Origin of the sequence: Noviluteimonas lactosilytica (genome assembly GCF_020866925.1) — a bacterium.
GTDB classification, from domain to species: domain Bacteria; phylum Pseudomonadota; class Gammaproteobacteria; order Xanthomonadales; family Xanthomonadaceae; genus Noviluteimonas; species Noviluteimonas lactosilytica.
Genome location: NZ_JAJGAK010000001.1, coordinates 946620 through 960092 on the forward strand (window position 1 = coordinate 946620; position 13473 = coordinate 960092).

Annotated in this window: 8 protein-coding genes; 2 read left to right on the forward strand and 6 right to left on the reverse strand. The window is 68.6% G+C overall.

Features of this window, described 5'->3' with window-relative positions; translation table 11 throughout:
* Positions 1-3: 3 nt before the first annotated feature.
* From LK996_RS16670 to pilG, 6 genes are read right to left on the reverse strand one after another with little or no spacing between them, the layout of a single operon-like run.
* The gene (locus LK996_RS16670) at positions 4-1722 is read right to left on the reverse strand and encodes a chemotaxis protein CheB (RefSeq protein ID WP_425493705.1); all 1719 of its coding nucleotides are present in this window, start codon (positions 1720-1722) and stop codon (positions 4-6) included.
* Positions 1715-7969, reverse strand: coding sequence for an Hpt domain-containing protein (locus LK996_RS04775; RefSeq protein ID WP_230525993.1), 6255 nt, complete (start codon positions 7967-7969; stop codon positions 1715-1717). Before LK996_RS04775 ends, LK996_RS16670 begins: the two co-directional genes overlap by 8 nt.
* A gap of 27 nt (positions 7970-7996) precedes the next feature.
* On the reverse strand, positions 7997-10003 hold the full coding sequence (locus LK996_RS04780) for a methyl-accepting chemotaxis protein (RefSeq protein WP_230525994.1): 2007 nt from the start codon (positions 10001-10003) through the stop codon (positions 7997-7999).
* A 30-nt stretch (positions 10004-10033) separates the two neighbouring features.
* The gene (locus LK996_RS04785; protein WP_230525995.1) at positions 10034-10585 is read right to left on the reverse strand and encodes a chemotaxis protein CheW; all 552 of its coding nucleotides are present in this window, start codon (positions 10583-10585) and stop codon (positions 10034-10036) included.
* A gap of 12 nt (positions 10586-10597) precedes the next feature.
* Entirely contained in the window at positions 10598-10963 is a 366-nt protein-coding gene (locus LK996_RS04790) for a response regulator (protein ID WP_156643282.1), read from the reverse strand.
* Between the two features lie 20 nt (positions 10964-10983).
* On the reverse strand, positions 10984-11382 hold the full coding sequence (gene pilG, locus LK996_RS04795) for a twitching motility response regulator PilG (protein WP_230526835.1): 399 nt from the start codon (positions 11380-11382) through the stop codon (positions 10984-10986).
* Positions 11383-11589: 207 nt separating this feature from the next.
* Between pilG and gshB the strand changes: the two genes are divergently transcribed.
* Both gshB and LK996_RS04805 read left to right on the forward strand, forming a co-directional pair.
* Positions 11590-12552, forward strand: a complete 963-nt coding sequence (gene gshB, locus LK996_RS04800; RefSeq protein WP_230525996.1) for a glutathione synthase — start codon at positions 11590-11592, stop codon at positions 12550-12552.
* A 30-nt stretch (positions 12553-12582) separates the two neighbouring features.
* Positions 12583-13467, forward strand: coding sequence for an energy transducer TonB (locus tag LK996_RS04805; RefSeq protein WP_230525997.1), 885 nt, complete (start codon positions 12583-12585; stop codon positions 13465-13467).
* Positions 13468-13473: the final 6 nt, after the last annotated feature.

Here is a 13473-nt window from a genome sequence, read left to right on the forward strand (position 1 = left end):
ATCTCAGGCGGGCCAGCGCTGCAGCAGCGACTGGACGAGTTCGTTGGGCGCAGCGGCGGTGCCGCCGCGCGCGGTGAGCGCCATCGGCGCCGCCGCGTCGTAGCAACCGTCGGGCGACTGGCCGGCGACGAGCGCACCCTTCGCGGCATGCGCGAGCGCGCCATCGACGACCGCGGGATCGGCGCCGCTGAGCAGCAGCACGGCCGAGTCTTCCGCGGGCAGCGCATCGAGCAGCGAGGCACCCGCTTCGAAACGCAGGCCGCTGTTTCCGTCGATGCCGAGTTCCGGCGGCACGATGTACACGTTGCCCGCTTCGACCTGCGCACCGGCTTCGGCCAGGCGCACCGGCAACGTCGCCGCGCGCGCCATCTGCTGCACGAGGCGATCGTAGCGACCGCCGTCGAGGCGCTGGCTGATCAGCACGGCGCGCGGAAAACCCGCGGGCAGCGCGGTGAGGATCTGGCGCACCGCGTCCGGGCCGCCGATGCCGGCGAGGATCACGACGGCGCCGCGTGCGGCGTCGACCTGTGCACTCGTCGCGGCGGCCGCGATCGCATCGTCGGAGCCGACGAGCGACAGCGACGAGATCTTCTGTTCGAGTTCGGCGACGTTCTTGTTGAACTGCGGCGCGACCGGCGCTTCGCTCGCGCGTTGCGTCGCCGCGCTCGCGGGAACGTCGCTGAGCGCTTCGAGCGAGAGATTCGAGAAGCTCGGCATCGCGCGTTCGACTGCCGATGCGGCGAGCGCTTCGGGCGCAGCGATGTCGAAGTCGAGGCTCGGCAGCGATTCCTTCGGTGCGAATTCGCGCACGGCGGGCATGTCGATCGCGACGTCCGGTACGTCAAACGCGATGTCGACCGGCATGTCGAGCGGCATGTCGACCGACGAGTCGAGCGTGATCGAGTCGTCCGCGCCCACGTCGCCCGCACCGCCGATGTCGCGCAGCAGCGAATCGAAATCCTGCGCCGGCTCGCGGAACGCAGGCGCAGCCACCTCGATCGGCGCGGCGTCGCCGGCGAAGTCGAGGTCGTTGATGTCGTCGGTGAAACTGATGCCGGCATACGCGGACGCCACCGGCGCCGCTTCCAGTTCGGCTTCGAGTTCGGCGTCGGCGAACGCGGGCATCGCGATTTCGAGCGCTTCGGCGTCGAACGCTTCGATGTCCTGCGCTTCGATGTTGTGCGCTTCGATCGCCGCGACTTCGATCGCCGGCAGCTCGAACTCCGCGGCCTCACCGATGTCCGGTTCGCGCGGCACCTGCGAGGCGATGTCGTCGGCCTCGGCGACGAACGTTGCGATGTCCGCGTCGGCGTGGCGTTCTTCCGGCGCCGGCGGACGACCGGGCACGGGCAGCGCGTCGCTGTCGGGCTCGCGGCCCGGCGGCAGCACGTCGTCGTGGCGATGCAGCTTCGCGGCCAGGTGGCGCACCCAGCGCGCGGCATCCCAGCCTTCGCGACGCGCGGCGAGGTCGGCTTCGTCGAAGATCACTTCGATCGCGCGATCGGCCAGCACGTCGTCGAATTTTTCCAGCGCGTCCTCGACGGCGGGATCGAGTGCGACGAGCACCGTTTCCACCGCCGCGATGCGCAGCGCCTGCGGATCGATGGTCGAGGGATCTGCCTCGATCACGACCTCGCCGCCGGCTTCGCGCAAGGCCGCGCGCAGGCGTTCGCACGCCTCGCCGGGACGTGCGAGCAATGCGACGCGCGGGGCCTCAGCCATGGCGCGGACCGCCCTGCTCGGCGACCAGTTCGAACACGTTGCGCAGCAATTCGTGCTCCTGGTACGGCTTGCCGAGGTAGCGCTCCACGCCGATGTCGAACGCGCGCTGGCGATGCTTATCGCCGGTACGCGAGGTGATCATGATGATCGGCACGTTGCGCAGGCGCGGGTCGGCCTTCATCGCGGTCGCGAGTTCGTAACCGTCCATGCGCGGCATTTCGATGTCGAGCAGCATCAGGTCGGGCACGCGCTCGTCCATGCGTTCGAGTGCGTCGACGCCGTCCTTCGCGGTGGCGACTTCGAAGTTGTGGCGTTCGAGCACGCGGCCGGTGACCTTGCGCATCGTGACCGAGTCGTCGACCACCATGACCAGCGGCACGCGGCGCGATTCGACCTGCGGCGCCGGCGCGACATCGCGCGGCAACGCGGCCTGGCGGCGCACGAGCGGTGCGACGTCGAGGATCACGACCACCGAGCCGTCGCCCATGATCGTGGCGCCGAAGATGCCCGGCACCGAACCGACCTGCGGACCCACCGGCTTCACCACGATTTCGCGGTTGCCGACGACCTGGTCGATGCTCACCGCCGCGCGCAGTTCACCCGAGCGGATGAGCAGCAGCGGCATCTGCAACTGGCCTTCGGCCTTCGCGGTCGCGTGGCCGAGCAGCGAACCCAGGTCGTGCAGGCCGTACTGCTCGCCGCCGTACGTGTACGACGCGTCGTCCTTGCCGAGCTGGTCGCGCGCGATGCGGCCCACGCCGCGCACCGAGGCGATCGGCACCGCGTACGTGGTTTCGCCGATCTTGACGAACACCGCCTGCGTGACCGCGAGCGTCTGCGGCAGGCGCAGGGTGAACGTCGTGCCTTCGCCCTTCTTCGACTTGATGTCGAGCGCGCCGCCGAGCTGGCGGACTTCGCTCGCGACCACGTCCATGCCCACGCCGCGGCCGGCGAGGCGGCTGACGGTGTCGGCGGTGGAGAAGCCGGGTTCCATGATCAGCGCGTCGAGGTCGGCGTCGGCCAGCACCGCATCGCTGCGGATCAGGCCGCGTTCTTCGGCGCGCTTGCGGATCGCGGCGCGATTCAGGCCGTTGCCGTCGTCGCCGACTTCGAGCACGACTTCCGAACCTTCGCGGCGCACCGCGATGCGGATCGTGCCTTCTTCGTTCTTCTTGTGCTTCTTGCGATCGGCCGGCGATTCGAGACCGTGCGCGACCGCGTTGCGCAGCATGTGTTCCAGCGGCGCGGTCATGCGCTCGAGCACGTTGCGGTCGAGTTCGCCCTGCGCGCCTTCGAGCTTGAGTTGCACCTGCTTGCCGGTTTCGCTCGCCGCCTGGCGAACGACGCGGCGCAGGCGCGGCACGAGCGCGTCGAACGGCACCATGCGCGTGCGCATGAGGCCTTCCTGCAGGTCCGAGCTCACGCGCGACTGCTGCAGCAGCAGCGTTTCGTAGTTGCGCGTCAGGTCTTCGAGCGAGCCCTGCAGCGAGGTCAGGTCGGCCGCGGATTCGGCGAGGCCGCGCGAGAGCTGCTGGAGGTTCGAGAAGCGGTCGAGTTCGAGCGGATCGAAACGTTCGTCCGCGACGTCCTCGCGCTGGTAGCGCGCGATGATCTGCGCTTCGGTTTCGATGTCGAGGCGGCGCAGCTGGTCGCGCAGTCGCGCGTTCGTCTGCTCCATTTCCGACATGGCGCCGCGGAACGCACCCAGCTGCTGTTCCAGGCGCGAGCGGTAGATCGCGACTTCGCCCGCGTAGTTGACGAGGCGGTCCAGCAGGTCGGCGCGGATGCGCACCTGTTCCTGCGGGGCGCGCACGCCGACGTCGTCGTCGTCGCCCATCGGCTGCGCATCCATCGGCGCCGACAGCGGCTTGAGTTCCACCTTCGGCGCGGCGTGGACCTGGCGCGTTTCGAGCTCCGCGACGGGTTCGTACGTGCGGCCCTTCGCGCGCGCGTCGAACTGCGCGATCAGCTCTTCCGGCATCGCGATCGCGCGGCGTTCGCCGACGCGGGTGACCATCGCGTGCAGGCGGTCGAAACCGCGTTCGAGCAACGGGATGCCGTCGCGTCCGAGTTCGCTGCGGTGTTCGACCACCGCTTCGAGCAGCGATTCCATCGCGTGGCCGAGTTCGCCCACGGCCATGATGCCGGCCATGCGCGCACCGCCCTTGAGCGTGTGCAGGTCGCGCTGCAGGCCGACGAGGTGTTCGCGTTCGGCCGGGTTGTCGCGCAACTGCGCGAGCAGGCCGTCGGAATGGTCGAGCAGGTCCCCGCCTTCCTCGACGAAGATGTCGACGAGTTCGGGGTCGAGGTCGGTGAGGTCGAGCGCTTCGTCCGGATCGGCGGCGGTGGCGATCGCGTCGGCGAGCATCTGCGCGACGGCGGGTTCGTTTTCGACGGCGAGTTCGTCGGCTTCGACGACGGGTTCGGCTTCGACGACCGGTTCGACTTCGGGTTCCGGCGCCGCGTGCGCCTGCGCGGCTTCGGCCGCGAGGCGTTCGCGCGCCAGGCGCTCGGCTTCGTATTCGGCTTCGAGGCGCGCGTATTCGGCGGCTTCCTCGGCGGCGACGCGTTCGGCTTCGAGGCGTTCGGCTTCGAGGCGTTCGATCTCGGCGAGGTCGGCGGCGAGGCGTTCGGCTTCGATGCGTTCGGCTTCCGCCTGTTCGGCGGCGAGGCGTTCGGCTTCGGCCTGCTCCGCGGCGACGCGTTCGGCTTCCGCCTGCTCCGCTTCGAGGCGTTCGGCTTCGATGCGCTCGGCTTCCAGGCGTTCCGCCGCTTCCAGCGCCGAGCGCATGCGCTCGCCTTCCTGCGCAGCTTCTTCGATGCGGATCGCTTCGAGGCGTTCGGCTTCCACGCGCTCGGCTTCGAGCAGCGAGGCTTCGAGGCCGGCCTGCGCTTCGATCGCGGCGGCGTCGAATGCGTCGTCCACTTCCAGCGCGCTGGTGTCGAGCGCTTCGGTCGTGAGCAGCGTCGCTTCGTCGAGCGTCGGTTCGACCGGCGTCGCGAGTTCGATGGTCGGCTCGGACTCGCCGTCGAGCACGATGTCCTCGAGCACGATGTCCTCGAGCACGACGTCCTGAAGCACGACGTCCTGGAGCACGATCTCTTCGATGTCGCCGTCGTGTTCCTGCGCAGTGATCGGCAGGCCCGCGTCGACCGGGATCACGTCGGCGAGGTCGAGGAACGCGGACAGGTCGTCGCCCGCCATCGCCGGCGCTTCGAGATGCAGTCCTTCGACCTGCGGCGCTTCGACCTGTGGCGCTTCGACCTGCGATCCCTCGAAGTCCTGCAGCACCAGGCCGGTGTCGGTCGGTGCGGCGTCGGCGAGGTCGGTGAAGCCGGTGAGGTCCACGGTGCCGGTGAGTTCGGCCGCGTCTTCCATTTCGACCGGTTCGGTCGAGAGGAACGGCGACTTCGCTTCCGGCAACGTGTCGCGCAATGCGGCGACTTCGCGCGCGAGCGCGTCGAACACCGGCACGCGCGGCGTGTCGGACTGCAACGCATCGACCGTGCGGCGGATCGCCTCGGCGGTCGCGGCGAGCGCGGCGACGCCCGCTGCGGTCGGCAGCGCGTGCGCGGCGAGCATGCGGCGGATGTAGGTTTCGGCCGGGCCGGTGACGTTGGTGATGGCCGGGACTTCGGTCATCGCGAACGCGCCGTTCATCGTATGCACGGCGCGCAGGAGCGCGTCGTTGGCGGCGATCGGCTTCGCCTGCGACTGCGCGAGCCATGCGTCGATGGTGACCAGATGGCCGCCGACTTCGGTGCCGAGGATTTCGAGCAGCACCGGGTCGACGGTGGCCGCGACCGTCGCTTCGTCGGTCGATTCGACGACGAGTTCGTCGGCGACCGCGGGGATTTCGTCGATCGCCTCGATCGCGAACGCGCCGACATCCTGCGCGACGAGATCCGCGACGACCGGCGCCACGACTGGCGCGGCGGCGACATACATCGCTTCCTCGCCCGCGGCAACGCGATCGGCGATCGCTTCGATGCCGGCGAGGTCCGCGTTCAACGGCGCTTCGCCGCGCAGCGCGGCGTGCAGGTGCGGCAGCGTGTAGAACGCCTGGTCGACGAGACCGAGCACCGCCGGGGTCGGCGGACGCGTGCCGTCGAGCACGCGGTTGAGCATGTTCTCGACCTTCCAGCTGAACTCGCCGAGCGTCTTCGCACCGACGAGGCGGCCCGAACCCTTCAGCGTGTGGAAGACGCGGCGGATCGGACGCAGCTTCTCCATGTCCTCCGGCGCGGCGCGCCAGGCGGGGAGCATGGTTTCGAGGTGGCCGATCTCTTCTTCGAATTCTTCGAGGAAGACTTCGCGGATTTCGTCGTCGATGTCGTCGTTGGTCGCTTCGAAGCCGCCGGCGGCGCCGGTGGCGACGGGTGCGGGCGTCGCATGCACGACGGGCGCGGCGATCGGCGCGTGCGTTTCCGCCGACGGCGCGGGGACCACCGGCGCGTCCTCGGTCGCTTCGATCTCGAGCGTCGGTTCGTCGGCGATCGACGGCGCATCGTCCGCGACGTCGGTCTTCGCCTGTTCGGCGGGCAGGGGCCAGTAACGCAGCGTTTCCAGGCTCTGGCGCGCGATGTCGAGGATGCTGTCGCGGTTCGGGCGCTGGTCGCGCAGGGCTTCGAGGTAGTACTCGATCGACGCGAGCGCATCGGCGAGCGTGTCGAGTTGCTGGCCGTTCGGCACGCGCTTGCGGCCGAGCAGTTCGGTCTCGGTGAAACGGCGCACGCCGGTGAGGTAATCGGCCGGCTGCGGGAGTTCGAGGATGCGCAACGCGCCGGACACTTCTTCCAGCAGGCGCGGCACGTCGGCCAGCTGCTGGTGGTCCCAGCTGGTTTCGACGAAGGCGACGAACGCCTGGCGCGCGTCGCCGAAGTTGTTGATCGCTTCGCGCACGAGGATGTCGAGCACCTTGCGCGATTCGCCCGCGATGGTGTCGCCGTCTTCGCTTTCGGCGCGGCCGAGGCGCGCGACCTGGTCGTCAAGCGACGCATCGACGTAAAGCAAGGCACCTGCGATGTCGAGCAACGCGCCTTCGTCGGCCGGACGATTGCCCGCGACGATGTCGTGCATCGCATCGCGCTGCTGCAAGACGACGTTGCGCGCGACGCCCAGGCCCATCATGCCGAGCGTGTCGGCGACGCGGCTCAGCGCTTCCACCTGCGGCTGCAGGTCGGACACGCCGGTCTGCTTGGTGCGCAGGTGCAGGTCGAGCGCGTCCTTCACGCGCAGCAGGTCTTCCTTGATCGCGGCGGCGACGGTGTCGAGCAGCGCGCGATTGCGGCCGCTGAGACTGCCGCGCGCATGCGCGAGTTCGGATTCGGTCGGCAGCTGCGCCGCGAGGTCGAACGTGTCGCGCAGCGCATCGAGCGCGTTGTGCGCCTGCTCGTTGTGGGCGACGTGGTACAGCAGCTGGCGGGTCGGTTCGGCGGTGGGTTCACCGCGCGGCGCGGCAGCGAAGCCGTCGCCTTCGAACACGTGGCGCGCTTCGCGTTCGACGCCGGCGAACGCCTGGCGCAGCGCGCGCGTCGGCGGCAACGCACCGTCGCGCAATGCGGTCGCGACGGACGAGGCGACCCACAGCATGCGGCGCGTGGCTTCGTGGTCGGCGCTTTCGAGCAGACCGTCGATCGCCTTCGCGACGCCGGCGATGTTCGTCGGCGCACCGTCTTCCGGCCACGACGCGAGCGCATCGCGCAGCGCCGACAACTGCTGGCCGGCCATGAGCTGGCGGCTCTGGCGCGGCAGCGGCATCGGTGCGGGCAGGTCGGCGGGCAGCGGGCGGTCGAGGTTCGGCGCGAACAGCACGCTTTCGCTCAGGCCGGTCTCGCCGCGCGCGGCGCGCAGTTCGTTGAGCAGCGGCAGCAGGACGATGGGGATGTCCTTGTGCCCGCCCTGCAGACGCTCGAGATAATCGGGGAGCAGCACCACGCCGCGCATCAGCGCCGCGCAGGCTTCATCGCGATCGGCGACCGCGCCCACCGCGCCCTGCGGCACGACGAGTGCGAGCGCGAGGCGCTCCATTTCCTCGGCGACCATCGCCGGGGCATACAGCTCCACCATCCGCAGCGTTCCGTGCACCTGGTGCAGGAAGCTCGCGCAGAAGCGCATGTAGTTGGTGTCGGACGGATCTTCGGCGAAGGCCTCGATGTCCCTGCGCGCCTGGCGCAGGGTCTCGTCGATCTCCGGCTTGATCCAGCCGAGCGTGGTGGTGTCGATGGCGTCGCGCAACGCGGTCATGCCGAAATATCCCTGACTGCCGGCGCTTTAAGCCGGCAGCTTGAAGTCCGCGACCGAACGACGCAGGTCGGCTGCGAGCTGGGCCAGGTTGCCGATCGACTCGGCCGTCTGGCTCGCGCCCTGCGAGGTCTGCGAGGTGATCTGCTGGATGGTGTTCATCGTGGCGGTGATGTTCGACGCGGCGCTGGACTGCTGCTGCGCGGCGGTCGAGATGCCCTGAATGAGGTTCGACAGGTCGGACGACACCTTTTCGATCTCGCCCAGCGCCGTACCCGCGTCTTCCGCGAGGCGCGCACCGGCGACCACTTCCGAGGTCGTCTGTTCCATCGAGCTCACCGCTTCGTTGGTGTCGGACTGAATCGTCTGGACCAGCGTTTCGATTCGCTTCGTCGCGTTGGACGCGCGTTCCGCGAGTCGCTGCACTTCGTCCGCGACGACCGCGAAGCCGCGGCCCGCTTCACCCGCCGACGCTGCCTGGATGGCCGCGTTCAGCGCGAGGATGTTCGTCTGTTCCGAGATGTCGTTGATCAGTTCGACGATCGAGCCGATTTCCTGCGACGACTCGCCGAGGCGCTTGATTCGCTTCGAGGTTTCCTGGATCTGGTCGCGAATCGAGTCCATGCCCGCGATCGTCTGGCGCACGACGCCGGCGCCCTTCGTCGCGATCTGCACGGAGCGCTGCGCCACGTCCGCCGATTCGGCCGAGTTGCGCGACACCTGGTTAATCGACGCCGCGATTTCGGTGATCTTGTCGGACGCCGAGTTGATCTCCTGCGCCTGGTGTTCCGCGGCTTCGGCGAGGTGCATGGCGGTCGCCTGCGTTTCCTGCGCGCTCGACGCCACCTGCACCGACGTGTCGTTGATCGTCGCCACGAGGCTGCGCAGCTGCTCGACCGCGAAGTTGATCGAGTCCGCGATCGCGCCGGTCATGTCTTCCGTGACCGTCGCCTTCACCGTCAGGTCGCCTTCTGCGAGCGAGCCCATTTCGTCGAGGAGGCGCATGATCGCCTCCTGGTTGCGGTCGTTGAGTTCCTTGGTGGTTTCGAAGCGCTTCTGCTGCGCGCGATACAAGGAGAACAACAGGCCGCCGAGCGAGACGATCAGCATCACGCCCGCCGCTGCCGACACGAGCGGATGGCCGAGCGGATTGGTGCTCTTGACCGAACCGAACGCGGTCAGCGCGTCGAAGAGGCTCTTGCTGTCGTCGAGCAGCGCGTCCGAACCGGTCGTGATCGACGCCGCCGCCGACTGCGCGGCGAACAGGCTGTTCGAACCGGCGAGGATCGCGTCGAGGTCCTTCTTCATTTCCAGCCAGAGCACGTTGGCCTGGTTGAGCGCGGAGACGGACGCTGCGTTGGTGAGCTTCTGCACGTTGGCCGAACCGCCGTCGCGCAGGCCCTTCAGCACGTTTTCGAACACGTCGGTATCGCGCTTGAGCGCGTCGCCCGCGAGGCTCGCGGTCGCGCCGCCGGCGCGGATCTGCGTGACGCGCTGGGCCATGGTCGATGCGAGCACCACCTGGCGCAGGGCGATGTAGACCTGCGAGGACGGTGCGCCCGCCGCCGACATCGCGCGCACGACTTCGTCGAGCTGCGCCTGCAGCTGCGGGACGCGGGCGGTGAACTTGTCGGCGTGGCCGGCGAATTCGGTCACCGTCTTTTCGGCGCCGACCACCTGCTCCGCGCTGCGACCCAGCGGGCCCCACGTTTCGGCGACCGTTTCGATCGGACCGGCGACGCCGGCCTGGTTGCCGTAGCTGTCGCGCAGGCGGGCGACGTTCTGTTCGATCTCGGTCTTCGTGGCCTTGAACGAGGTGAATGCCTCGGCCTTGCCCGACACCGCTTCACGACCCTGGACCGCGAGCTGCTGCGAGAGCACCTGCAGGCTCGCCGCGTTGGCGTTGGCGCCCGAGAGCTTGCTGCCGCGGTATGTCGCGATACCCGTGTTCGCCGCGAGCGCCACAAGGGAGACGATCAACAAACCGATCCACGCCGTGGTTCCGACGCTGCGGCCCTTTTCCATCATCGTGCTCATATCGAACCTCTGTGCTCTTGCGGTGCGGCCTTAGGCCGCGGCTTGTCGGAATTCGGGAGTGCGGGCCAGCAGCGCCAGGCTGAAGACGCCCCACGGGTGGTCGCCCAGGCGGTAGGCCCGGTCGATGAAATGCGAGTAGCGGCCTTCGTTGATGCCGGCCGTGTCGATCTTCTGTTCCTCGACGAAGGAACGCTGGCCGTACAGCTCGTCGATCGTCACCGCGACGTCGCCGCCGGCCTGGCGCACGATCAGCACGCGCTGGCCTTCGTGCAGCACGGTGCGTTCGCCTTCGAGGAACTGCTTGAGGTCGACGATCGGCAGCAGGTTGCCGCGGATGTTGGCGACGCCGAGCATCCACGGCTGCGCGCCCGGCACCGGCGTGACCGGCGGCAGCGGCAGGATTTCGACGACTTCGTCGAAGCCCGAGGCGAGGCGGTGCGAACCGATGCGGTAGCCGACGCCGCGCCACAGGCCCGGCGCGTCCAGCTGTTCGGGAAGACCCGCGACGTGCGCGAGGCTGCGGCGCTCGTAGTCCGCAATGACCTCGTACGGCGACGGGCGCAGTTGCGACGGAGCGGTCATGACAGCCATGGCCTACGCACCCAGGAGTTCGTTGATCCGGGCGATCAGGCTCGGTTCGTGGGGCGGCTTGACGATGTAGTCCTTCGCGCCTTGCCGCAGGCCCCAGGCCTTGTCGGTTTCCATGCCCTTCGTGCTCACGATCAGCACGGGGATCGCGCTGGTCGCCGCGTCTTTCGACAACGCGCGCGTGGCCTGGAACCCGTTCATGCCGGGCAGGATGACGTCCATCAGGACGAGGTCCGGCAGCTCGCGCTTGCAGACGGCGATGCCGTCTTCGGCGCTGGCGGACGCGAGGACCTGGTGGCCGTTGCGTTCGAGCAGCTGGGTGAGCACCGCCGTATCGGTCGGCGAGTCCTCGATCAGAAGAATTCTTGCCATGTTGCGCCTTACCCCCCGGCTCAGGCGTGGTTGACGTGTTTGCGGATTGCGTCCAGCAGTTCTTCGCGAGTGAACGGCTTGGTCAGATATTGCTCGGAACCGACGATGCGGCCCCGCGCCTTGTCGAACAGGCCGTCCTTCGAGGACAGCATGATCACGGGCGTCGACTTGAACATCTGGTTGTTCTTGATCAACGCGCACGTCTGATACCCGTCGAGCCTGGGCATCATGATGTCGACGAAGATGATTTGCGGCTGGTTGTCGGCGATCTTGGCGAGCGCCTCGAAACCATCCGTCGCCGTGACGACCTCGGCACCCTCGCGCTTCAACAGCGTCTCGGCGGTGCGTCTGATCGTCTTCGAGTCGTCGATGACCATCACCCTCAGGCCACTGAGGCTGGTCGTCGCGTCTTCCTGCATCACGGGATCCCCTTCGAATCGCACGTCGCTCCCCTATTCCCCGGCGCCGCTGCGGACAATCTATATCCCAGCCCGGAGAATTGCTGTCAAGCGGAAATTCAGGCGGTTTTCGGTAGCCAACGCATTCACGCGCGGGGCGGCGGTTCGAGCGGGCCGGGGCGACGGTGCTGCTAACATCCGGCGCCATTGCCGCCAGCGAAGCCGCCCATGCTCGATGTCGTCGTGGTGATGGACCCGATCGGGTCGATCAAGATCGCCAAGGATTCCACGTTCGCGATGCTGCTCGAAGCGCAGCGACGCGGGCATACGCTGTGGTACGTCGTGCCCGGTGGACTGTGGGTGCGCGATGGACGCGCGGGTGCGACGGTGCAACCGCTCGCGGTGAAGGACACCTACGGCGATCACTTCAAACTGGGCGATGCGTCACAGATCCTGCTCGGCCCGGGTCATGTCGTGTTGATGCGCAAGGACCCGCCGGTCGACACCGACTATCTCAACGACACGCAGGTCGCGGGCCTCGCACAGAATGCCGGCGCCTTGATCGTCAACGATCCGCAGGGCCTGCGCGACCTCAACGAGAAGCTCGGCTCGCTCGAATTCCCGCAGTGCTGCCCGCCCTCGCTCGTCTCCCGCGACGCCGCGGCGCTCAAGGCCTTCGTCGCCGAACAGGGCCAGGTCGTGGTCAAGCCGCTCGACGGCATGGGCGGACGTTCGATCTTCCGCGTCGCCGCCGGCGAGGCGAACGTCAACGTCATCCTCGAGACCATCACCGCGAACGGCCGCCACTTCGCCGTCGCGCAGAAGTACCTGCCGGAGATCAGCGAGGGCGACAAACGCATCCTGCTGGTCGACGGCGAGCCGATCGACTATTGCCTCGCGCGCATTCCGCAGGGCGACGAATTCCGCGGCAACCTCGCCGCCGGCGGCCGCGGCGAAGGCCGGCCGCTGAGCGACCGCGACCGCTGGATCGCCGCGCAGGTCGGTCCCGAGATGCGCCGCCGCGGCATGGTCTTCGTCGGCCTCGACGTGATCGGCGACTGGCTGACCGAGGTGAATGTCACCAGCCCGACTTGCATCCGCGAACTCGACGCACAGTTCGGGCTCAACATCGCCGGTACATTGCTCGACGCGATCGAACGCCGCGCCGCCGTGGCGTTCGCCAAGCGCTGAACCCGCAACGAGCCCACCGCACTTAGCCGAATGTCGTCCGCAGTCGCCGCCCCGCCCCCGCCGCCGCAGATCGGCAACAACGAACGCCTCGGCGCGACCGCGGTGCTGTCGCTGATCCTGCATGGCGTGCTCGTGCTCGGCGTGGGCTTCGCGCTCGACGACGCCGCGCCCGTGCTGCCGACGCTCGACGTCATCCTGACCCAGGTGCAGACCCCGCTCACGCCGGCGCAGGCCGACTTCCTCGCGCAGGCGAACAACCAGGGCGGCGGCGAACACGACAAGGCCTCGCGCCCCGGCGAAGCGCAGATCGGCATCGCCGACCGGCCGACACCCGGCGTCGCGACGCAACCGCTGCGGCGCCAGTCGCCCGTCGCGCAACCGCCGCCGGAAGCGCGCGTGATCACCGCGATGCGTAGCGACGCACGCACTGTGCAACCGCTCGACACGCCGCCGCCGGTCGACGCGCCCTATCCCGAAGGCCGCGCAAAAGTGGAACGCGACATGGAGATGGCGCGCCGCGCCGCCGAGATCCAGCTGCGCAGCGAGGCCTACGCCAAGCGCCCGAAGCGCAAGTTCGTCTCGGCGAGCACCAAGGAATACGCGTACGCCGGTTACATGCGCCAGTGGGTCGACCGCGTGCAGCGCGTCGGCAACCTCAACTACCCGGACGAAGCGCGTCGCCGCCGCATCGGCGGCGTGGTCGTCATCAGCGTCGCCGTCCGCCGCGACGGCAGCGTCGAGAAAACGGTGATCGTCGAATCCAGCCACACGCCGATGCTCGACGAAGCCGCACTGCGCATCGTCAAGCTCAGCGAACCGTTCGCACCGTTGCCGAAGACGCCGGAAGACGTCGACATCCTGCACGTGACGCGCACGTGGCAGTTCATGCCGGGCGGCGAGTTGATCGATCGCTGAGGCGCT